General features: G+C 48.5%; 17 protein-coding genes and 1 pseudogene. 4 read left to right on the top strand and 14 right to left on the bottom strand.

Annotated features, from left to right (window positions below; translation table 11 throughout):
• Positions 1-36: 36 nt before the first annotated feature.
• The 9 genes from Pan54_RS19915 to Pan54_RS19875 all read right to left on the bottom strand — a co-directional run bounded on the left by Pan54_RS19915 (position 37) and on the right by Pan54_RS19875 (position 11,454).
• Entirely contained in the window at positions 37-2,805 is a 2,769-nt protein-coding gene (locus Pan54_RS19915; protein WP_146505152.1) for a BatD family protein, read from the bottom strand.
• Positions 2,806-3,011: 206 nt separating this feature from the next.
• Positions 3,012-4,115: a tetratricopeptide repeat protein gene (locus tag Pan54_RS19910; protein ID WP_165441876.1), complete on the bottom strand. Its 1,104-nt coding sequence runs from the start codon at positions 4,113-4,115 to the stop codon at positions 3,012-3,014.
• Positions 4,116-4,168: 53 nt separating this feature from the next.
• The gene (locus tag Pan54_RS19905) at positions 4,169-5,236 is read right to left on the bottom strand and encodes a VWA domain-containing protein (protein WP_207310185.1); all 1,068 of its coding nucleotides are present in this window, start codon (positions 5,234-5,236) and stop codon (positions 4,169-4,171) included.
• 59 nt (positions 5,237-5,295) lie between these two features.
• Positions 5,296-6,369, bottom strand: a complete 1,074-nt coding sequence (locus Pan54_RS19900) for a vWA domain-containing protein (RefSeq protein ID WP_146505150.1) — start codon at positions 6,367-6,369, stop codon at positions 5,296-5,298.
• 207 nt (positions 6,370-6,576) lie between these two features.
• On the bottom strand, positions 6,577-7,533 hold the full coding sequence (locus Pan54_RS19895; protein ID WP_146505149.1) for a BatD family protein: 957 nt from the start codon (positions 7,531-7,533) through the stop codon (positions 6,577-6,579).
• Positions 7,530-8,405 carry a DUF58 domain-containing protein gene (locus Pan54_RS19890; protein ID WP_146505148.1) on the bottom strand — a complete coding sequence of 292 codons (876 nt, stop codon included), beginning with the start codon at positions 8,403-8,405 and terminating at the stop codon, positions 7,530-7,532. Before Pan54_RS19890 ends, Pan54_RS19895 begins: the two co-directional genes overlap by 4 nt.
• A 293-nt stretch (positions 8,406-8,698) precedes the next feature.
• Positions 8,699-9,706 (bottom strand): AAA family ATPase, encoded by a 1,008-nt coding sequence (locus tag Pan54_RS19885; RefSeq protein ID WP_146505147.1) that lies wholly within the window; start codon positions 9,704-9,706, stop codon positions 8,699-8,701.
• A gap of 565 nt (positions 9,707-10,271) precedes the next feature.
• On the bottom strand, positions 10,272-11,036 hold the full coding sequence (locus Pan54_RS19880; protein WP_146505146.1) for a hypothetical protein: 765 nt from the start codon (positions 11,034-11,036) through the stop codon (positions 10,272-10,274).
• Positions 11,037-11,082: 46 nt separating this feature from the next.
• Complete coding sequence (locus Pan54_RS19875; protein WP_146505145.1) at positions 11,083-11,454, bottom strand: hypothetical protein; 372 nt, start codon at positions 11,452-11,454, stop codon at positions 11,083-11,085.
• A 114-nt stretch (positions 11,455-11,568) separates the two neighbouring features.
• On the opposite strand from Pan54_RS19875, the gene Pan54_RS19870 reads away from it, so the two are divergent.
• Positions 11,569-12,555, top strand: coding sequence for an IS30 family transposase (locus tag Pan54_RS19870; RefSeq protein ID WP_165441826.1), 987 nt, complete (start codon positions 11,569-11,571; stop codon positions 12,553-12,555).
• Here Pan54_RS19870 and Pan54_RS19865 read toward each other — a convergent pair.
• The 4 genes and pseudogenes from Pan54_RS19865 to Pan54_RS26465 form a co-directional block, all read right to left on the bottom strand.
• Positions 12,546-12,998 carry a hypothetical protein gene (locus tag Pan54_RS19865; RefSeq protein ID WP_146505144.1) on the bottom strand — a complete coding sequence of 151 codons (453 nt, stop codon included), beginning with the start codon at positions 12,996-12,998 and terminating at the stop codon, positions 12,546-12,548. The two genes, Pan54_RS19870 and Pan54_RS19865, sit on opposite strands and share 10 nt — an antisense overlap.
• A 157-nt stretch (positions 12,999-13,155) precedes the next feature.
• Positions 13,156-13,296, bottom strand: a pseudogene (locus tag Pan54_RS26855) (S1 RNA-binding domain-containing protein); the annotation flags it as partial.
• A 56-nt stretch (positions 13,297-13,352) separates the two neighbouring features.
• A complete protein-coding gene (locus Pan54_RS26470; protein WP_242631375.1) occupies positions 13,353-13,643 on the bottom strand; it encodes a hypothetical protein in 291 nt (96 codons plus the stop codon).
• Between the two features lie 36 nt (positions 13,644-13,679).
• On the bottom strand, positions 13,680-13,874 hold the full coding sequence (locus tag Pan54_RS26465; RefSeq protein WP_242631374.1) for a transposase: 195 nt from the start codon (positions 13,872-13,874) through the stop codon (positions 13,680-13,682).
• A 239-nt stretch (positions 13,875-14,113) separates the two neighbouring features.
• Between Pan54_RS26465 and Pan54_RS19850 the strand changes: the two genes are divergently transcribed.
• Both Pan54_RS19850 and Pan54_RS19845 read left to right on the top strand, forming a co-directional pair.
• Positions 14,114-14,449 carry a helix-turn-helix transcriptional regulator gene (locus tag Pan54_RS19850; protein ID WP_165441875.1) on the top strand — a complete coding sequence of 112 codons (336 nt, stop codon included), beginning with the start codon at positions 14,114-14,116 and terminating at the stop codon, positions 14,447-14,449.
• Between the two features lie 8 nt (positions 14,450-14,457).
• A complete protein-coding gene (locus Pan54_RS19845; RefSeq protein ID WP_146505141.1) occupies positions 14,458-14,910 on the top strand; it encodes a hypothetical protein in 453 nt (150 codons plus the stop codon).
• 129 nt (positions 14,911-15,039) lie between these two features.
• Here the strand turns inward: Pan54_RS19845 and Pan54_RS19840 are convergent, their stop codons facing one another.
• Positions 15,040-17,232 (bottom strand): Tex family protein, encoded by a 2,193-nt coding sequence (locus tag Pan54_RS19840; protein ID WP_146505140.1) that lies wholly within the window; start codon positions 17,230-17,232, stop codon positions 15,040-15,042.
• Positions 17,233-18,120: 888 nt separating this feature from the next.
• Here Pan54_RS19840 and Pan54_RS19835 point away from each other — a divergent pair.
• Positions 18,121-18,498, top strand: a complete 378-nt coding sequence (locus Pan54_RS19835; protein WP_146505139.1) for a hypothetical protein — start codon at positions 18,121-18,123, stop codon at positions 18,496-18,498.
• The last annotated feature ends 31 nt before the right edge of the window (positions 18,499-18,529 follow it).

Raw genomic sequence — 18,529 nt, 5'->3', positions numbered from 1 at the left:
ATTTAATGCATATCTGGAAAGTGTCTGTCATTTCCATCATATTGTTTTGATGATTTCCACATCACGTGCATGGATCCAACCTGTGTGACCGTCTGTGGTTTTGATCATGCACCAGTCGCCGCGTTGTGCGAGAGTTTCCACACGCTGCCCCTGTGCAGATTCAACCGTAAAAACTTGATCGAATTGATCTCCATCACCTGCATGCAAACTGACATGATCCGAAATGATGACTGCATTCCAGGCCTGCTGTGGATTGGTCTGAGTCATTGCAACAGATGCACCAGACACAATCAGTAACGATAACGGCAGCAACGCAAACTGCCAGACAGGGGCAGTCCGCAGGTAAAGTCTCAAGATTAGTAATCCCCAAAACAGGACCGAAGAAATTGCCAGAGTCCAGGTGATAGTACGTTCGCCAGCCAGTCCAACGAGCGCATTATTCCAGCCTCGCAGAGACCACGATTCCTCTTTGATCACTGAAGAAGCGTTTTCGATCTTCGTGTTGGCATAGTTCAGATTTTTGATCGCCTGGCGGTTATTCGGTTCGAGCTGTAACGCTTTTTCATAATTGGCAATCGCACTACCCAGCTGACCCGTTTGCAGGCAGGTGTTACCCAGATTGATGAACAAATCGGCATTCTGAATGTTGCTGTCAATGAGCAACTGATATTTGCGGCCTGCGTTGGAAAACAGTTCCTTTGCATCGGCTGCGTCCGTCTGCGATTTTTCGATGCCGGTTGCATAAGCCTCGTTCGCTTCCGTCAGAAGTGCTTGTTGTTGAGTCGTTGACAACGCCACCGCATCGGCTGCGGAAACAGTCTGTGCGGAAGCAACCAGAGCGAATGCGAACAGCAACCCAAGTGGACGCTGCACTGCGACTTTTCCGATCCGTGATTTTGGGGCCTTCACCCGGGATTTCTGGTTCGATTGCATGGCCGTATCAATCTCCTCGACGAGTTGTGCCGCTTTCATTTTCGATTCTTCGAGTGATGCCTGTGCGTTGTCGGAGTTCCTTGTCAGGAATGTTTCGACTTCACCTGCGACCTGATACAAGCCAGTCAATCGCAAGGTGCCGACAGCTTCACTTTGATGACTTTTCAGAGTCTGAGTATCACTGCTGAAAACTTCGAGTTTTCTGTTTCCCCTGCTCATACGCAAAAGATAGCGGATGATCGCGGCATCAATTTCAGGTTGGTCAGAAGCCTTATCGATTCCAATCAGACATTGAGTTTTCTGAGATCTGAAACTAGGCAATTGACGATAGACTGTTCCTTGATATCGAGTGAGCATTGCAAACATCCAGATCATGGGAGGCACAACAACAAACATTATCCACCAGTCATTGAATGACCTCTTAACTGTCTGTGAAACCAGTACGGAGGAGGCGGTGTGATTATTCAAGTCAGGCAGATTGTCATTCACCGCTGTGTTGCTGTCATCGGCATGAGCACGATGAGCGTTCCCCACAATGTCATCCAGAGAAAGTGTTTCTGCTTTGGTAACCGAAATCGAAATTGGGGCGCTGGTTACGGTCTCGTACTTCTCTGTCTCTGGATCAAAAAAGCTGAATCCAATCGCAGGGATTTCCGTGATCCCTTCACGACGAGGACGGATTGTTGTTGAAAATAGCTTCGTATCTTTTTGAACATAGCCCGCCAGAGGCTCATCAGTCACCTTAAAATCTTTTGTCAATTCCGGATCTTCAGACAACGGAGGAGCCTGGATTAAATCCATCGGACCATTCCCCGCAATGCCGATATTCAGAGTGATCGGATCACCAGCTGCGACTTCATCAGGAGTCGCATGAGTGATGATGCGGTATCGCCCCACTGCTCCCCGGTAATTTTCTGGACGACCTTCGAGTGGAACGGGCAGAACTTCCGTGGCATCCACGCTCACATTTCCCACAATAGGTCGAGCCCCCGCAACAGTCAGGCGATTCCCAAATGCGGAATTGAAGAAATCATCCTGCAACATTCGCGACATGGAAGAATTGCGGTCGAGCAAATCGTCATCGAATAGATCTCCAAACGGTGAACGGGACTTACCCAGCGCGGTCGGGTAGTTGACAACAATCTGCACATCATCCGCCTCGATCTTCCCGGCTCGTTTCGGATATATCGTGGCGTTAACTTCATAGAGGTAATAACTTCGCTGATTGCCGTCTGCATCATCACGCAGCACTTCATGCCCAGCGGGGCGTTGATTGTTCTCAGCCAGTTCCTGCATCCGCTCCGCAAAGCCCCCCCACGAGGTGGACTTGGAAATCATATTCCACATATCCCCTTCACTCAGTGTGATGTCAGCCCGGGCATCCCGAAACGGTTTGATCCAGATCTTCAATGTCAAGTCGAGCGGTTGACCAACAAAGACTTTGTCCTGGCGACCTTCAATTTCAACAAACAGCAAATCTCCAGTTTCGCTTTTGGTAGCCACAAACGAAATCGGATCGGTCGTTTTATTAGTACCATCGACTTTTAAAGACAATGCTGGAATGGTGAAACTTCCCTCCCGACGGGGCGTGATCAAATACTGCATGGTCACACTCCGTTTTTCGCTGCGCCGACCATTCACGATCGTGATTTGAGAGCTTTGTGAAGGTGTTCCAGCCGATCGAATATCACATCCGTCAATGCTCGGCAAAGTTGGCTGTTCATAATCTTTCGAGTTCATTATGGCCAGTTGCAGAACAATCGGCTGACCGACATAAGCTTCACGCGTGGAAAGCCGGACATCGACCTCGCCAGCGGTGACAACTGTCGACATAGCTGCCGTAATTGCGATTGCGCACAGAAGAGTTTTCATAGTATGAACCTATTTGGTATCTAAACTCTGTTACATATGGGGACCGGAGAAATTCATTTAACTGTAAACATACCAGTACACACGAAATTAATTACGATAAAAAATGAAACCGGGTGGCGGGGGCGCTCTCGAAGAGAAGCCCCCGAATCGTTGGGCTATCGGGGGCTTCCGCAAACGCGGAGCGCCCCCGCCACCCCGAATTGATTTTACCAGTCCCGATCCGTTGGGATATGTCGCCTGCGTTCTTTTTGTTCCTGGCGTAGTCTTCGAAGAAAATCCCGATCGCGAACAGCCTGCAACATTTTGAGAGCTTCCTCTTTCGACATCGGAGTCTCCTTGGCATTCGGATCGTTGACGCCCACCTGGCCACTCGGCTGTTGACTTTGATCCTCTTCGTTGGCCGCTTTCAACTCGCCAGAAGGAACAGGCTGATCCTCTTTAGAAGAAGGCTCTTCTTCAGATTTTTCACCCGGAGATTGTTCCTCAGGTTTGGCTTGATCTTTGGGAGATTTCGATTGCGGATTCATGGACTGTGAAGGATCCTGCTCAGGCTGGGGTTGTTCATTCTGTTCGCCCGGGTTTTTCTGAGACTCTTCAAACGGCTTCTCTTCTTTCTGTTCAGATCCCTCTTGGGACTGAGGATCGGACTTCGACTCATTCGGCTTCTCTTTGGATTCTTGATCCTGCTGAGAATCATTTTTCATCGATTCCGAATCTTGAGACTCAGAGTCCTGTTTCTGTTGATCCTTATTTTCCTGATTTTGTTCCTGATTCTCTTTCTGCTGCTGCTCCTGCTCTTGCTTCTGTTCTTGTTTCAATTTCTTCAGGAATTCCATCGCCAGTTCGATATTGGCACGCGCATCGACCTGGTTCGCATCCACAGCCAGTGAGCCACGATAATGTTGAATCGCCTGTTGCAATGCCTCGATCGCTGCTGGCCGATCTTGCTCAGCCTGTGCTACGGCGTCGGCATAAAAACAATTTCCCAGGTTATATCGAGCAGCGGCTGCCAAGGCTGATTGAGGAGAAGCGGAGACCTCCGTAAACAAGGTCTTTGCCGCTTCGGTTTCTCCCTTCCGGTATTCAGCGACCGCAATGTTGTAGTTCAATTCCTCTTTGGTTTTGGAAGTGGGTTGAATTTGACGATAACTTTCCAGAGCCTCGTCAAATTTTCCTTCCTCGACCAACTCGTTGGCGACATTAATCTCTGAAGCACTGGCTGCCTCCAATGGCGTGCTCGCCATCACTGGTGAGGCGATCGCACACAGGAGCAGAGTCAGCGGCAATTGTCTGATCGAAATAATTTTCATGGAATGACTTTCAAAACACATACGCTTTAACAGTGGACTTATAAGCGTGGACTTCAAGCGGCCTGCTTTTTCTCAACAACAGCCGCTTCCCGACTGGACTGCTTTTCGATATTCACTTTTGCCTTACGGGTAGACAACAGAACTTCCAGTAATAACAGAACCAATGCAGGCACTGCGAACCATTGGAATCTGGCAATGTAGGAATTGATTTTAGCCGTCTCAAATTCAACCTGTTCCACATTCGCCACATAGCTGTGATAAACATCGGCCATGTTGACCCGGCGGGTTCCGGCTGGGATATAGGCTCCGTCCGTCTTCTCAGCGATTTCCTGTAAGATCTGGCCGTTCATTTTCGACCAGACCTGCTGTCCCTTGTATTGAACATAGCCGCTTCGACCCTGATCCGTTTCCGGGACACGTGCTCCCTGAACCATGTCGCCCAGTCCGACTGTGAAAATGCGAATGCCTTTCTCGGCATACAGTTTTTCAGCGACTTGAACAGGATTGCTCTCCTGATCTTCTCCATCCGTGAAAATGACGATCGCTTTATGATCATTCGTCTTATTCATAAATCCATTCGCGGCAGCCGTGATGGCATCGCCCAGTCGCGAGCCTCCGCTTAAAACCGTATGAGGTCCGACAGAATCGAGCGTCTGCTTGAAGTCTTCGTAGTGACTTGTGAGCGGCACCGACTGGCGAGTATCTCCGGCAAAGGTAATGAGCCCGATGCGATCGCCAGCCATTTCGTCGACCATATCCTTAATTTGTTGCTTGGCACGTTCGAGTCGATTCGGTGAAGCATCTTCAGCGAGCATACTTCTGGAGACATCGAGGACGAACATCACTTCGATCCCTTTTTGAGGAACTTCGTGCCAGGCTTTGCCCCAACGAATATCGGTCAATGCAACGGCCATGAGTGCCAGGCTGGCAGAGACCAGCAGAGCAGACAGCCATTGCTGAGTGGAATTCCCCGGTGGCAGAATCCGCCTCCGCTGGGAAGGTGTCGCGAACTTCGTTGCGGCCCGCATCCGGGCAATCCCCGCCCAGGCCGTCAAGCCGAGTCCGAGAACCACAATCACCAGCAAATAAAGATTGCCAGGGTTTCCAAATTGAATGTCCATTTGATTGATCCTCTGAAAATAACAGACAAAACCTGTTATATCGATTTATAAATTCAGCTTTAGGATGTCAGCTCTCTGAGCCAGGTTTGCTGAAGCACGAGTCGTGCTGCCAGTAACACGAAAGCGATCAATAACAAAGGCGGAACAGAGATCGGCCCGGCATACGATTGCACCGCCAATTCGCGGTAATCGACAAAATGTTTCGCCTCCACTTTTGTCTTTTCTAGTTGGTCGATCTCTGTATAAATATTGGCCAGAGAATCCGTATCTGTCGCTCGAAAGTATTTGCCGCCAGTCACTTCGGCTACTTTGGTCAAGGTCTCCTCATCGATGTTGACCGGCATCCACTGAATCCGCTGACGACCGAAGGCATCGGTCACAGGCACGGGGGCCTGTCCTTTGGTTCCGACGCCGATGGTGTAAACTTTGATGCCCATCGTCGCAGCCAGTTCTGCGGCCTGCACCGGTTCCAGTTGACCTGCGTTATTCTCGCCGTCCGTCAGCAGGATGATGACTTTGCTTTGCACCTTTTGTTTTTGTCGTGCATCGAGTGCGTTCAGTTTTTCCACGGCTAGCGAAATCGCATCTCCAATTGCAGTGCCGTCTTCATTTCGAGTGGTCACGATACTGGCATTGTTGAGCTGAGAGACGAGAAACGAATGATCGAGTGTCGGAGGCGTTTCGCCATCGGCATAGCCTGCGAATGTGATCAGTCCGACCAGATCGCTGAAGCGCCCTTCGAGTTCATGACCGTCTGATCCCATGACAAATTCACCAGCCACTTTCTTGATCGCAGTCAGACGATCCACATGTTCGCCATCAATCTGAAAGTCCATCGCCTGCATACTGCCACTGCGATCCACAACCATCTCGATGGCAATCCCTTCGCTCTCGGCAACCGTTTGTTCGCGTCCTTCACGAGGTCGAGCGATTCCCACAATGAGGAAAATGATCGCTGCCATCGTTAAGGCATTCGGTAGCCAGATCAAGCGCTGACGCAAAGTCGGCGTCATTTGTTGAGCGATTTTCAGACTGCTGAACCGAACCGCTCGCCGACGACGCGGAGCAAACAATCGCCACGCCATCCACGGGACAATCAATAACAGCAGGAAGTACCAGGGTGAGTAAAACATCTGCTTCTCCAGTGATTTATGCTAATGACCGCTATCAAAACCTGATTTCATCAAACTGATCTGGGGTGGTGGGGGCGCTCCGCGTTAGCGAAAGCCCCCCGACGTTTTATGATTCGGGGGCTTCTCTTCGAGAGCGCCCCCGCCACCCTTGTTTTCATAACGTTCGGAAAGAGTTCAATTATTAAGTATTGTTAGTGTTTATCTTCATCAGTCTACACCTGTTGAGACTGCGATTAATTCTTTAGTGACTCTTTGAACCAGCAACCGGGTTTCCTGCAATGTTGACAGAAGCGTCTCTGAATCCATCTTCAGACCCGCGTATTTCGATTGATCCAATGAACTGAACAGCTTCGTCAGTTGTTCTGTGGAATCCGAACTGAACTGTTCGTCCTTGTGAACCTGACGTAACAATTCATCGGAGGTGCATCCAGACTCCGAGATTCCCAACTGCAGTTGCAGGAAGTCGTGAACAATTTCTGAGATTTTATCTGTTACCTTTTCACTGTCTGTAGACCCAGCCTCAATTTCTAATTCCAGGTTATCCAGTTGCAGCAGTGCCCATTTCTCGGGACTGAGCTTTGATTTTCTGCGCGTCACAAACAGAACTGTCATCGACAACAACACCAAGCCTGAGAAACCTCCGGCAGTCCACCAGACCCATTCATAAGTCGGCAGCACGGGAACTTCGACATTGACCACGGATTGAATATCCCGAAACTGAGTCGGATCGGAACGATCTTCGAGCACGCTGGCGACATGAATCGTCACCGGATCGGATCGCACCCTCTGAGAACCGCTTGCGTCACTCACCTGAATTTCCAGAGAGGGAATCGTCAACTCGCCCGTCTGAATACTTTCCAGTGTCATTCGTCGAGTCCAGGTTCTGGCTGCCGAATTTTCGACAGGAATATCGAACAGGTCGTTCGTATCCATAATGTCAAAATCGCCCAGTTGCTTGCCGCTTTCCGGAAAAGTGACTTTCGCATTCGCCGAAGCCGTGACCGTCCATGCGACGGTGAAAGGCTCTGCCACCTGCACCGATTTTTTTGACACTTCCTCTTGAACCGCTGGAGTTGCGGCTGAAGACGAATTGAGGCCAATCAAAACCAGTGCGCCAACCAATGCCAGCAACTTGAATTCAGAGATGATATGTTGCCGATTCATGATCGGTTCTCCCGTTGATGAAAGTATTTGTGGAGCGGTTCCACAATGTCGGAACCGGTTTCCAGATGAATCGGCAGCAGACGAAGTTTGCGAAACAGATTGTCCCGTGTCTCAGTTTGAAGTCGATACAACTCTGCAAAGCGGTCGCGATTTCTGCGACTCGATGTATCCAGCGTAATGATCTCGCCTGTCTCTTCATCCTGCAGTCGAACCAACCCAACATTGGGCATTTCATGTTCTCGCGGATCGGCAATCACGACCGGAATGATGTCGTGTTTACGTCCAGCCACTTTCAACGCTCGTTCGTACTGGCTGTCCTGAAAATCGCTGATCAGGAACACAACCGTACGCCGTTTCGATACGCGACTGAGATGTTCCAAAGCCTGCTTGATATTCGTTCCTGTTCCGATCGGCTCACAATACAGCAGTTCCCGAATCAATCGCAGAACATGCCGGGAACCCTTGCGGGCAGGAATGCTTTTTTCGATGCCATCGGTAAACAGTGTCAGGCCAACCTTGTCGTTGTTTTTAATGGCTGACATCGCCAGCAACGCCCCGAGCTCAACAATGAGTTCCCGCTTCGTCTGCGTTGAAGTTCCCAGGTTTTGCGAACCACTCAAATCAACAAGCAGATGGACGGCCAGCTCTCGTTCTTCACGAAACAACTTAACGAACGGCTGATCGCTGCGAGCAGTCACGTTCCAGTCGATTGCGCGAACATCGTCGCCAATCTGATAAGGACGAACTTCCTCGAATTCAATCCCACGTCCCTTGAAGGCCGAATGCCAGTTACCTGCCAGCATCTCGTCGACTTTATGAGACGTCCGAATCTGAATATGCCGGATTTTTTTGAAAATCTCGCGTGGAATCATAATGAGGACTCAATCTAAATCCCGTCCCAAATGGAGAACGGATTTTCAAGAACATATTGAATAAGGAACTCCGGGGTGGCGGAGGCGCTCCGCTTCAGCGGAAGCCCCCGAAAGTCCAACGCTGCGGCTACAATTGTTTTTCGTTGTTACTCTGTTGCGTACCGGCCTATTGGTCGTTTGATGAAATTCACCGATTTTCAAATGAAACTTGGTTAAGTAGAAAGAGCAATCAGCAAGATGGCGACGTATAAGTCTGCAGGAAATCACCTTGCTGATTGCGGCAGGGAGATTCGTTATGGAGCGACCACATGATTGAGAATTTCAGTCACGATCGATTCACTGGTTCGTTCCTCCGCTTCAGCTTCGTAAGTCACCATGATACGGTGCCGGAGAACATCCAGAGCAATCTCTTTCACGTCGGCGGGAGTCACATAGCCCCGACCTGCAAGAAACGCATTCGCCTTGGCTGCCAGTGTGAGATTAATTGTTGCCCGGGGTGAGCCGCCGAACTGAATCAGTTCGCTCAACGGCAATCCATAAGCTTCCGGATTTCGCGTCGCCATCACTAAATCGACAACATAATTCTGAACTTTCGCATCAACATAAATCTCATCAATCAGCTCCCGAGCAGCCAGAATTTCTGCTGGAGTCGTCACGGGTTGAATATCAAACTTTGCAGACGTCCGACTCATCCTCTGCAAAATTCGTATTTCTTCGTCACGGTTGGGGTAATCGACGATCACCTTCAACATGAAACGATCAGTCTGAGCTTCCGGTAACTGATAAGTCCCCTCCTGCTCGACTGGGTTTTGAGTCGCCATCACCAGGAACGGATTATCCAACGGGAAGGTCTCGCCCCCAATGGTCACCTGTCGCTCCTGCATCGCTTCGAGCAATGCGCTTTGCACTTTGGCAGGAGCACGGTTGATTTCATCGGCCAGAATCAGATTCGAAAAAATCGGCCCCTTTTGCACGACAAAGGTTTGATCCTGAGGACGATAGACCTGCGTCCCAATCAAATCGGCAGGCAGCAAGTCGGGCGTGAATTGCAATCGCTGAAAACCAGTATTGATCGCTTTGGCAAGACTGGCCACTGCGGTCGTCTTCGCCAAACCCGGCACCCCCTCAATTAAAAGGTGTCCGTTGGCGAGGAGTCCAATCAGCATCCGATGGACAAGCTTTTCCTGCCCGACAAGCACATGATTGACCTGCTCGACAATCGCCTGAAAAGGAGCGTTCTGTTTCTGAATCTCGTGAGTCAATTCATTAATCCGCTCACGAGTATTATTTTCTTGAAGCATGGGATCGCCTTTGTAAGATTGATTCGATTCTTTAAAACTTCAGCCAGGACGAGTGATTGAATTAGAACTAAGGCAAGTCCTGTGCCAAATCGATAATAACGCGAACTAAGCGATATTTCAGGCTAAAAGCAGCCTATTCCCACTCGGAGCCTTGGGGCAATCTGCCGTGGTGGGGAAAAATGCCCCGGTCATCACTGCTGTCAATTCACAACCAGGCAGGCTCCACCTTTGACGGGAAGCCTCTTATGGACTTCATCCACCCAGATAGCTGAGCTAGCTGGTCCTCTGCCTTTGGCTATTGAGATTGAGGGATGCCTAACTAAATCAGAACCCACATGATCGTTTCATTTTGTCGCTCCGCGAGCCTACTGACAAAGTCGGTCGGGTTACCCTGCGGAGTTCTGCACGATGGTATGTTCAGCAGAAGACGGTCGGAGTTCCCATTCGCTGGCCGTCTGGCTTGGAAGCTGAGGATGAACTTGCTGTCCAATAGAGAAGGGCGCGAATGGTGAGGCATCTTGTGCATTCAGCACCCAACCGACAAAGTCGGCCGGGCCACCCTGCGTTATGTGCCACCTGCGGAGATCGTCTTCTTGGAAAGCCAACCTGGACTAGTGTGAGTTCGGTATGGACTACCCTTCCAGAAGACCTTAACGGACCACCAACAAATTACATAAAGTACATATATAAAACCAATAATGTTTATCCATGTTTGTACGGGTGCATTAAGGAAGAATATATGCTTTTCTCCATCTACTATATCTAAATAGGCATTAAACCCTCTTAAATTATCATGACCCCACATCAGGTACCCGATATTGATTTCTTCGGAATTTTCGTGACGAAGACCAAAATAATAGCAAAACGAGATCACGTAAGCTGCTGAAATAAGCAGTAGCGGGAAATACGCCATCAGATCGCTTAACCAGCAGTAGCTTTTTGTTACTGAAGAATACTTATAATTAGTATCAGGTAGACGAAACGGCAGTCTTAACATATATTCTACCGACGCCACAGCATTACTCAAATGTACAGAATTGTCACTGCATCCCAAGTCTTCGAGAATACTTTCGCGAAAATCGAGAAGTTCACGTAAACGCATGTGTACTCCAAATATAATCATTCCGATTGCAATACAACCATATGCAACTACATAACCGCGATGTATATCTCCATCGATTAATCCAAATAATTCTTTCAATTTAAATTGTTTGCTTCTAGATATTCCTAAAAGTATTACAGCAGTGAATAACCAGAACGATGTAAAGCGTTCAACGCCTTTTCTCATCTCAACATAGCTTCTAATTGAATCTGATAGATACCCGCTCATGTTTTCTTTATTTCTTATTCTGAAAAGAGATGGTTCGAAATCAGTATCAGCGCGGCTTAGAAGCATACTGTACTTTAGAAAAACCGCTGAATGCAATCGCAATTGTAGTCAGTAAAATAGAAATAATCATCAAGTCGAGTAGTTGCGAAACGCTCGAGAATACGCCGATTGTTCTCCTTAATCCAGCTTGCTGCTGCTTAATGTCATTCTTTACAGCAGGTATACTATTGTTCTGTAAGGCACTTAGCGAGTTACCAGCCATGTCGAGATGTTGATCCGTTAACTTAAGCGATGAAATGGCGTCAACAGAAATTGAATTATGTATTTCAGACAGAGATTCACCTGTTGCATCGATAGCTGAGCCAATTGACCGTATTTCTATAGAAAATTTTTCGAATCGTTTCTTTTCTTGAGCCATTAGTTCTTGGTGGATTCAATTTTGAAATGCACGGGTTGATGGAAAAAGAGTGACATTCGTGAGATGGTTTGTTTTGACCAAACGACCATCAATCCTACTAAGAAGAAATCACGAATGTCACACACGCATCTTACTGCTGAGGAACGTGATTCCATAGCGCACATGCACGCCCTGGGACACTCTCGAATAGAAATTGCGCGCGAGTTATCCCGAGACCCCAGCACGATCTCCCGAGAACTGCGGCGGAATTCGGATGCGACCGGGAAGTATTTCGCCGGGAAAGCCGACCGCAAAGCGCGACGGCGTCGACAACTCTGCAAACTCCCCTGGAAACTCAACCACGCTCCGCTCAAAGAATTCCTGCTCGATAAGTTGTCTCTCAAGTGGTCGCCGGAACAGATTGCAGGTCAACTCTTGCGACTGCATCCTCGGGAGGCCAGAATGCGAATATCCATTGAGACGATTTACGCCTGGATCAAAGCAAACAAAAAGCAGGGCGGCAACATCTACAGGCAGCTGCGTCAATCGAGAAAGAAACGCCGCAAACGCTACGGCACAGGGATCTCCAGACGATGCGACCCGACCAAAAAGCCAATGGATCAGCGACCGGTTTCTGCACGCAATCGTTCGCGGATCGGGCACTGGGAATCGGATACCATCGAGGGTCAAAAGGGGACCGGCTACATTGTCACGCATGTCGAACGCAAGACCGGCTATCTTGTGGCGAGCTATCTGCCGGACAAGAAAGCATCGACGTTGAACGCGGCTTCGGTGTTTGCGTTTGAGGGGTTGCCATCGTCATTGATTCGAACTTTGACGACGGACAACGGGAGTGAGTTTTCGGGTCATCGAGAGTTGGAGCAAGCCCTGCATTGTGCGATCTATTTTGCTCCGGCTCGCCAGCCGTGGCAACGCGGCCAGAATGAGAACACCAACGGGCTTCTGCGGCAATACTTCCTGAAGGGGAGCGATTTCCGTAAACTGAAAGCCGAGGATATTCAAGCGGCTGTGATGGAGTTGAACAACCGGCCTCGCAAAAAGTACCAATTCAAATCACCACACGAACTGTTCGAACCCAAAACCCGTGCATTTCAAAATTGAATCCACCTGTTACTTAAATCAAACTCAGGTAGTTTGTAATTTATTGTTTTGTTTTTAATTTCAAGAGTAGGGACAGGAATTGGAAACTGCTTAGCAATATCATCAAAAACATCAGCAGTATCTATGCTGATCTGCTTGAATTTTGGAATCTCTTTTTTCCACTTGTCGACTGTTGAGGCTATTAATTCTAGAGAATCAATAGCCGTTGAAATTGACTTCCGATGTTCTGGAATAGCATGCTTCAGCTTTGTAGTAAATTCATCAGTGTCATTCATTAATAAATTGACAGTATCTAACTCTGAAGCAATATTTTCAGTAATTTTGTCCAATTCCGAAAGCACCTGTATGAGACGACCACGCTGTGTGACATATCCGCAAGCAATAATTAAAGCGGCTAGTATTGAAAGAATAATTTGTGCGATTGCGAACGCTTTTGTTGGCATTAATAAAAAACTCCTGCTAATGAGATTAATAATACGACGCTACAAACAATTGTTTCGTTTACATCCAAGGAGGGCACACCAAGACGCACTTGCTCAAAATTAGTATACACATTTCAATATTATTTCGCATGCCTATCAATCTTCTCAACACTCCCCCTCAAGCCTGCTTCCTCGAAACCGCGATTCGTTTTCTCTGCACATCCACCTCCAGCACCTTCACCCGGACAATATCTCCCAGCGAAACCACCTCACTCGGTGAACTCACATACCTATCCGCCAGTTCAGAAATGTGAATCAAAGCGGGTAGCACCGGTTGATGCGCAGCAGCTACCGGTGTGGCATCGCCACAAGAGGTTAATCACATTCGACCCACTCAATGGGAATACCAACTGTTCGCCGTTGTTCATACCAGCGTGCAGAACTCCATTTCCAATCGACGGCTTTCTTAACAAACTCATTCCTGACTGGGTTAAGATGCATGTAAGTTAATTTCTCTTCCAGTTTTTTTCGGCTATAAATCTCAAATGAGTAATACTTCGGCTGCCAAAACCGACCCGGATCTTGATATAGGGACTGATATTCCGACGCGTTTTCACGATACCACTTGCGGATTCTCAGACTGGTTTGCCGCTTCCATTCGTGCATAAAAGAACTCAGTTGTCCCGCAGCAGGAAACCAGAGTCAGGCATGCACATGATCTGGCATGCTGACAAAACCAGGACATTTTGCAGACTTCTTTTCCATCTGGTCATTCAAAACGCCGAGCAGAATTCGTTTGGGATGATCATGATCCAATCGTTTTTGCCGTTTATCAACTGAGAATGTCACAAAATGAACATATAGTTGATCATCCACAATCCGGCGAATTGTGACCATTGGATTTGTTCTCGACCTTATTAACGAAGATGCCTCTTGTGACTTCGTCACACCGGTAGCTGCTTCGCATCAATCGTTGCTACCCTTTGACCTGGAACATGTAGTCCCGGTTGGGCGAACCTACTCATCCCCTAAAATAAAATATTCTTAAAATTAATGCTTAATTAGATATTGACAAAACCACGATTCGGACATAACGTGGCGTTATGTCCGAATTTCAGAAAGGAAAGGTAAACACAATGTCACTTCCCGACGTGACGCATTTGCAGTTTTTTATACTATACCTAATTCGTAATGATGCGCATTCCGGTAGATATTTGCGTGAACGCTTAGCCGAAGAAGGAGCAAGAAAGAGTGCTCCTGCTTTTTATCAATTGATGTCGCGTATGGAAGATGCAATGCTAATTTCAGGTTGGTATGAATCGTTTGTAGTTAGTGGCCAAACCATAAAGGAGCGTAAGTACAAAATCACTCCTGAAGGTCAGCGTACAATTAAGTTCGTTCAGCAATTCTATTGTGACAAAACACAATTTTCGAATGAACAGGATTTCAGGCAAATAGATAAAGGAGTATGAGGTTAGAAATGCACGAATTTGATTGCTTAGAAGGGGACAGCATCGTCTGCGATACTGAAAATGGTTCCGTTTCAATAACAATATTAGAAACGGATGCTTCGAAAGAAGAAATTTGGTTGGCGATCGATGTACCACCTGGTTTTACTATCAGCATAGATGGTGAAGAGATAGAAACGTGGGGTAATCCTACTTGTTCAGGACTTCCCAAGTTGTGGCTAATGTTTTCACTTATCTTGTCTGGGCGAACTAAACGCGAGATTTTCATGCCCTCGTTTAACGAGTTTGTCGAAGACTATTTGTATGCTCAGAATAAATTTCGCGGTAAATGGGAGCAACGTTGGACACGTGTTGCATTCACTTGCCGGTCACTTTCAATAGTATTTGTATGCCTTCGAATTCAACTATGGGGATCAGTCTTGTTAGTAAGTCGTATTCTATGGAGAAAGCTATTTGGTGAATGAATTAATGTAGCGGGTAGCACCAATTGTTGCGAAGCAGCGATCGAAGTGACGAAGTCACAAGAGGTTTTATAATTCGATCGACGAAATAACGAACAGAGTCAACTCCAAATTCTGGATAGTCACCTTCCCTCAAGCCTGCTTCCTCGAAACCGCGATTCGTTTTCTCTGCACATCCACCTCCAACACCTTCACTCGCACAATATCCCCCAGCGAAACCACCTCGCTCGGGGAACTCACATAGCGGTCTGCCAGTTCGGAAATGTGAATGAGGCCGTCCTGGTGGACGCCGAGGTCGATGAAGGCTCCGAATTTGGTGACGTTGGTGATGACTCCTTCGAGGATCATGCCTGGTTTGAGGTCTGTGATTTCGTTGACGTTTTCGGAGAACTGGGCGACTTTGAATTCGCTGCGGGGATCGCGACCCGGTTTGGCGAGTTCGGCCAGAATGTCCACTACGGTGGGCAAGCCGCACTCGGGGGTCACAAACTCCTCGGCTTTCAATTTGGAAACCAGACTTTCATTGCCGACCAGCTGACGGGTTTCCACGCCGAGTTGAGCCGCCATCGTTTCAACGATGTGATAACTTTCCGGATGGACGGCTGAGTTATCGAGCGGATGTTTTCCGTCGCGAATTCGCAGGAAGCCAGCCGCCTGCTCGAAGACTTTCTTCCCCAGTTTAGGCACCTTCATCAAAGCCGCCCGGCTTGCGTATCGGCCCTGGTCATCCCGATGTTCGACAATCTTTTCGGCCAGCTTCGGCCCGATGCCCGCCACATGAGCCAGCAACGAACTGCTCGCCATGTTCACATCGACGCCGACCATGTTCACACACGACTGCACTTCCCGATCCAGCCCGTGCCGGAGTTGGGACTGATTCACATCATGCTGATACTGCCCCACACCAATCGATTTCGGATCGATCTTCACCAACTCCGCCAGCGGATCCTGCAATCGATGAGCAATACAAATCGCCCCCCGCACCGTCACATCCAGATCAGGATATTCCCGAGCCGCCAGTTCACTGGCCGAGTAAATCGAAGCTCCCGATTCACTGACGACGACTTTGAGAACGGGAGGCTGATCCTGATGCTGCGAATTCCAGTCATTGAGTAGAGCAGTCACAAACGCATCCGTTTCGCGAGACGCAGTCCCGTTGCCGATGGCGATTAACTCGACCTGATGCCGTTCCATCAACTGTTTCAGTGTCTTGGTGGCTCCGTCGATGTCGTTGCGAGGAGGCGTCGGATAAATAGCCGTGCTTTCCAGATACTTCCCCGTTCCATCGACAATGGCGACTTTGCAACCTGTACGAAATCCGGGATCGATGCCCATCGTCACTTTCGGACCAGCTGGAGCAGCCAGCAACAGTTCCCGCAGGTTTTGAGAGAAGACTTGAATCGCCTCTTCGTCCGCTTTCTCTTTGCGTTCCTGAAGGAGTGTCGACTCAGCCGCGGGCAGTAATAATCGCTGATAACAATCCTCAGCGGTCTGCTCCATCAAGGAATGCAACTCGAATTGATGATTCAGCGAGAGTCGCGATTTGAGTTTACGCAGCACAATTTCCTCATCCAGCTTCAGGCTGACCTTCAGCAAACCTTCCGCCTCTCCCCGTTTCATCGCCAGCAAACGATGCGAAGGAATGCGGCTGGCCGCCTCTTCATGATCGAAGTACATCTCATACTTCTCGCCCTCATCCTGCTTGCCCCGCTTCACCTGCGAATGAATCCGCCCGAATCGCTGCGACTGCTCGTTGAGCCAGCTGCGAGTCTGAACATTTTCGGCCCATTGCTCAGCCAAAATATCACACGCCCCCGCCAGCGCAGCCTCTTCATCGGGAACCTCATTCTCGGGATTGATAAAAGGACGAATCACCTCTGTTCGAGAGGGCCGCAACGGCTGTTGTTTTTGCAGCAGATCGGCCAACGGTTGCAGCCCCCGCTCCCGCGCCATCGCCGCTCGTGTTCGACGCTTCGGCTTATAAGGCAGATAAAGATCTTCCAGCACAATCTTGTCATCACACTGTTCAATCTGCTGACGCAGTGCGGGCGTCAACAGCCCGAGCTGATCAATCGTTTTGAGAATCGTCGTTTTGCGTTTCGCCAACTCGTGAGCTTTCGCCAGAGCATCTTCAATCAAACGCAACTGCGTCTCATCAAGCCCTTTCGTCGCCTCTTTCCGATACCGGGCAATGAACGGCAGCGTATTCCCATCCTCAAGCAATTCAATCGCCGCCCGCGCCTGCTGCTCACCCACTCCCACTGCAGTGGCAATCGAACGAACCGTCTGAGCAAGATCAAAGCATTCAAAGGACGGACTGTTCATTGGGGAATCCTGCAGGGATTTTTTAAGAGCAGAGGGAAGAGATTGGCCAACTCGAACGGGGAATAATAACCAATACAAGCACGAAGCGCAAGCGAGTGTGTCCCTCATCAAAAACCCAATGTCGAGTGTTTTCCTTCTCTCGATGACGTGGGTGGCTGGGGTCGTAGCGCAGCGAAGACTCCAGATCTCAGCCTCGGGTGGCCCCGAAAGATTCTTTCGGGGCGGCGCAGCCGTAAGATCCTTCTTGGAAAACTCAAGATCAATCTAAAAGTCTCAAATGGACTTACGATGTTTATCGAACTACTAATAGGTATAACACAACAATTCTAATTGCATCATTCCTTTTAAATAATTTTATTAGCAGGAAATCCAAACGGCAACGCAAATTGTGCCGACTGAGCCGTAAAGGTTAAGGTGGTAAGGCATGTTATGATAACGAAATAGACCGTACAAAGGCAGCATCGTGTCGATTTCATCGACCCAGCCGAAATGAATCGGCTGGGCCACCCGTGGCTTTTTGTGGGTTTGAAGCCTATTTTTCAGGCGATTACACGCCGCTTGGAGGTCTAGCTGCGAATGCAGCTGTAACCAGGTCCATCCGCTGGTGCTCCTGACCCTGCCGCTAGAGCTTGGAGAGACAAGTTAAGATGTGGGTGTGTTTGAAAGCAGCTTTCCATAGCTGATATAATTGTCGGATGGGCTATGACCTTGAATTTTGCGGGGGACCCCGATGGTATCTTTCGTGGTGGAGAAGCTGTCATTCGTTGCATGCAGAATCGACATTAAACGGAAAGCCTTTTGTGGACTTGACCCACCCAGTTAGTGAAACTGTCTGGGGCACACGCGTTATTAGTTTAAAACTTATTTTATAGTATAGAGAGCACTATTATGAGATCTCTACCTTACTCAATAGAGTTAAGAGAAATGGCCGGAGATGATCTTCACACAAGTCTGGGAGTAAAAAATAGCATTAATGATAAGGTGCTAAGAATGTTAAAAAGCCGAGCCAATTTTCGCAGCAAGACAGGTGAGGATCATGAGTACGATTTAGTCGCTTGGTATAAGTGCATTCTTACTTGCCAGAAATTAGCATTTGATGGAAGAATTAGGCAAGACAGTGAGAACATCACTGTGAGTGAGTTGTACAAAAAAGACCGAACACCTGAAGCTTTGGAAGTGGAGTTACATGAAATTGAAGCAAAAGCCATTTTGCCTGAACGTATATCTTTAGTCGAACTTGCTCGGATTCATGAGAAAAATTTATGAACAAAGAGGCGGGTGGCACATCCGATTTTGT

Origin of the sequence: Rubinisphaera italica, from assembly GCF_007859715.1 — a bacterium.
GTDB classification, from domain to species: Bacteria; Planctomycetota; Planctomycetia; order Planctomycetales; family Planctomycetaceae; genus Rubinisphaera; species Rubinisphaera italica.
The sequence above is the reverse complement of the archived record's forward strand: the minus strand, read 5'-3'. Positions and strand labels throughout refer to the sequence as shown.

Excerpts from the sequence above, each read along its gene's own strand:
- Pan54_RS19915 (WP_146505152.1), bottom strand. The coding sequence starts at position 2,805 with ATGAAAACTCTTCTGTGCGCAATCGCAATTACGGCAGCTATGTCGACA.
- Pan54_RS19910 (WP_165441876.1), bottom strand. The coding sequence starts at position 4,115 with ATGAAAATTATTTCGATCAGACAATTGCCGCTGACTCTGCTCCTGTGT.
- Pan54_RS19905 (WP_207310185.1), bottom strand. The coding sequence starts at position 5,236 with ATGGACATTCAATTTGGAAACCCTGGCAATCTTTATTTGCTGGTGATT.
- Pan54_RS19900 (WP_146505150.1), bottom strand. The coding sequence starts at position 6,369 with ATGTTTTACTCACCCTGGTACTTCCTGCTGTTATTGATTGTCCCGTGG.
- Pan54_RS19895 (WP_146505149.1), bottom strand. The coding sequence starts at position 7,533 with ATGAATCGGCAACATATCATCTCTGAATTCAAGTTGCTGGCATTGGTT.
- Pan54_RS19890 (WP_146505148.1), bottom strand. The coding sequence starts at position 8,405 with ATGATTCCACGCGAGATTTTCAAAAAAATCCGGCATATTCAGATTCGG.
- Pan54_RS19885 (WP_146505147.1), bottom strand. The coding sequence starts at position 9,706 with ATGCTTCAAGAAAATAATACTCGTGAGCGGATTAATGAATTGACTCAC.
- Pan54_RS19880 (WP_146505146.1), bottom strand. The coding sequence starts at position 11,036 with ATGAGCGGGTATCTATCAGATTCAATTAGAAGCTATGTTGAGATGAGA.
- Pan54_RS19875 (WP_146505145.1), bottom strand. The coding sequence starts at position 11,454 with ATGGCTCAAGAAAAGAAACGATTCGAAAAATTTTCTATAGAAATACGG.
- Pan54_RS19870 (WP_165441826.1), top strand. The coding sequence starts at position 11,569 with ATGTCACACACGCATCTTACTGCTGAGGAACGTGATTCCATAGCGCAC.
- Pan54_RS19865 (WP_146505144.1), bottom strand. The coding sequence starts at position 12,998 with ATGCCAACAAAAGCGTTCGCAATCGCACAAATTATTCTTTCAATACTA.
- Pan54_RS26470 (WP_242631375.1), bottom strand. The coding sequence starts at position 13,643 with ATGCACGAATGGAAGCGGCAAACCAGTCTGAGAATCCGCAAGTGGTAT.
- Pan54_RS26465 (WP_242631374.1), bottom strand. The coding sequence starts at position 13,874 with ATGGTCACAATTCGCCGGATTGTGGATGATCAACTATATGTTCATTTT.
- Pan54_RS19850 (WP_165441875.1), top strand. The coding sequence starts at position 14,114 with ATGTCACTTCCCGACGTGACGCATTTGCAGTTTTTTATACTATACCTA.
- Pan54_RS19845 (WP_146505141.1), top strand. The coding sequence starts at position 14,458 with ATGCACGAATTTGATTGCTTAGAAGGGGACAGCATCGTCTGCGATACT.
- Pan54_RS19840 (WP_146505140.1), bottom strand. The coding sequence starts at position 17,232 with ATGAACAGTCCGTCCTTTGAATGCTTTGATCTTGCTCAGACGGTTCGT.
- Pan54_RS19835 (WP_146505139.1), top strand. The coding sequence starts at position 18,121 with ATGAGATCTCTACCTTACTCAATAGAGTTAAGAGAAATGGCCGGAGAT.